The sequence below is a fragment of the uncultured Thiodictyon sp. genome (assembly GCF_903828115.1).
Classification (GTDB): Bacteria; Pseudomonadota; Gammaproteobacteria; order Chromatiales; family Chromatiaceae; genus Thiodictyon.
In genome coordinates, this window is record NZ_CAIKKU010000560.1 from 1 (window position 1) to 1,850 (window position 1,850).

The window sequence follows — 1,850 nt, forward strand, 5'->3', positions numbered from 1 at the left end:
ACCCCAGTGCGGCGCGGCCTATCGGCAGAACGCAACGCCGCGGTCCCTCGCGAGGCCGCGCCGCACTGGGGTGCGGCGCTCCCAGCGTCCGCGCGGGCTTAAGCGCGTGCGCTCGCCGGTGCGGCTTGGCCGGGGTTATGATCAAGGCCCAATTTAGGATGCGAGAGAATCCGGGGCACTACGATAACCTCGATTACGACAACGACAACGACAACGACGCGAACGGCATTCTCTAATGGGACTTGGTTAACTTATCAGTGAATGGTTCCTAACCAGACGGGACGCGGAGCGTCGGCACTGCATTCCCACGCTGGAGCGTGGGAACGAAAGAGGTAAATCGTTCAATGCCCGGCGGCCCGCCTCACCCATGCTGCCTGGCCCAGGTGACGATGCTGTGGGCATCCATGGCACCGGCGGTACGCGCCACCTCGGCGCCGCCGCGGAACAGGGCGAGTGTCGGGATGCTGCGAATCCCCAGGCGGGCGCCCAGCCCCTGGGCCTCTTCGGTATTGACCTTGGCGAGCCGGAAGGCCGGCTCCAGGCCGCGGGCGGCGGACTCGAAGGCGGGGGCCATGGCGCGACAGGGGCCGCACCAGGACGCCCAGAAGTCCACCAGCAGGGGCAGTTGGTCGCGGGCCAGGAAGCGGGCGAAGCGGGCCTCATCCAGGGCGACCGGGGCACCGGTGAAGAGCGGGCGGTGACACTGACCGCACTTGGGGTCCGCCCCCAGGCGCGCGCCGGGGACCCGGTTGATGGCGTCACAGGCGGGGCAGATGATGTGGAGACTCTCGGACATGGGGGGTTCCTCGGGTAACGGGTCGATCGGGGTGGCGCGCCCGGGCGCCGGAGCTTGATTCCCCCGACACTGACACCTATTTTGCGTCAATTAGACCGAATCACCAGCCCCGGAGCCCACCCATGGCCCAATCCCCCTATATCGTTACAGTCACCGCCGCGAACTTTGAAGCAGTGGTGATCGATGGTTCCTTTGACCGCCCGGTCCTGGTGGACTTCTGGGCCGACTGGTGCGCCCCCTGCAAGGGACTGATGCCGGTGCTCGCCAAGCTGGCAGACGCCTACGCCGGCAAGTTTATCCTGGCCAAGGTCAACACCGAGGAGGAGCAGGCCCTGGCCGCCCATTTCGGTATCCGCAACCTGCCCACGGTGCAGTTGTTCAAGTCCGGCCAGGTGGTGGACCAGTTCATGGGCGCCCTGCCCGAGGGGCAGGTGCGCGAGTTCCTGGACCGGCACCTGCCGCAGCCCGGGGACGGGCTGCTGGCCCAGGCCCAGGACCTGATGGCGGCCGGCGATTTGAAGCGCGCCGCGGTCATGCTCGAGCAGGCGCAGGCGCAGGACCCGGCCAACGCCCGGGTGGCCCTGGCGCAGGTGCAACTCACGGCGGCGCAAGGCGACCTGACCGGCGCTGCCGCCCTACTGGAGCGCCTGCCGATCGAACTCGCCCAGGACCCGGAGGTGGCGGCCCTGCGCGGGCAGTTACGCTTCGCGCAGGCCCTGGTCGGCGCCCCCACCCCCGCGGACCTGACCCGGCGGCTGGCGGCCGACCCCAACGACAGCGAGGCCGCCTATCTGCTCGCCGCCCACCGGGTGCTGGCCGGCGACTTCGAGGGCGCCTTGGAGGGGCTGCTGGCCCTGCTGAAGCGCGACCGAACCTATGGGGACGACGCCGCGCGCAAGGGCATGGTGGCCGTTTTCGACCTGCTGGGCGGCCAGGGCGAACTGGTGACCCGCTTCCGGGCGCGGATGATGACGGTGCTCTACTAACAGAACGAGTTAAACACAACAAAATCGTTGTTGTCGTTGTCGTTGTCGTTGTCGTAATCGAAGAAGCG

The 1,850-nt window shown here is 68.1% G+C and carries 2 protein-coding genes; one reads left to right on the forward strand and one right to left on the reverse strand.

Annotated elements, in window-relative coordinates:
• Nucleotides 1-361: 361 nt before the first annotated feature.
• A complete protein-coding gene (gene trxC / locus QZY48_RS20825) occupies nucleotides 362-796 on the reverse strand; it encodes a thioredoxin TrxC (RefSeq protein ID WP_295434763.1) in 435 nt (144 codons plus the stop codon).
• 122 nt (nucleotides 797-918) lie between these two features.
• Here trxC and trxA point away from each other — a divergent pair, with 122 nt between their 5' ends.
• Nucleotides 919-1,782: a thioredoxin gene (trxA, locus tag QZY48_RS20830; RefSeq protein WP_295434764.1), complete on the forward strand. Its 864-nt coding sequence runs from the start codon at nucleotides 919-921 to the stop codon at nucleotides 1,780-1,782.
• Nucleotides 1,783-1,850: the final 68 nt, after the last annotated feature.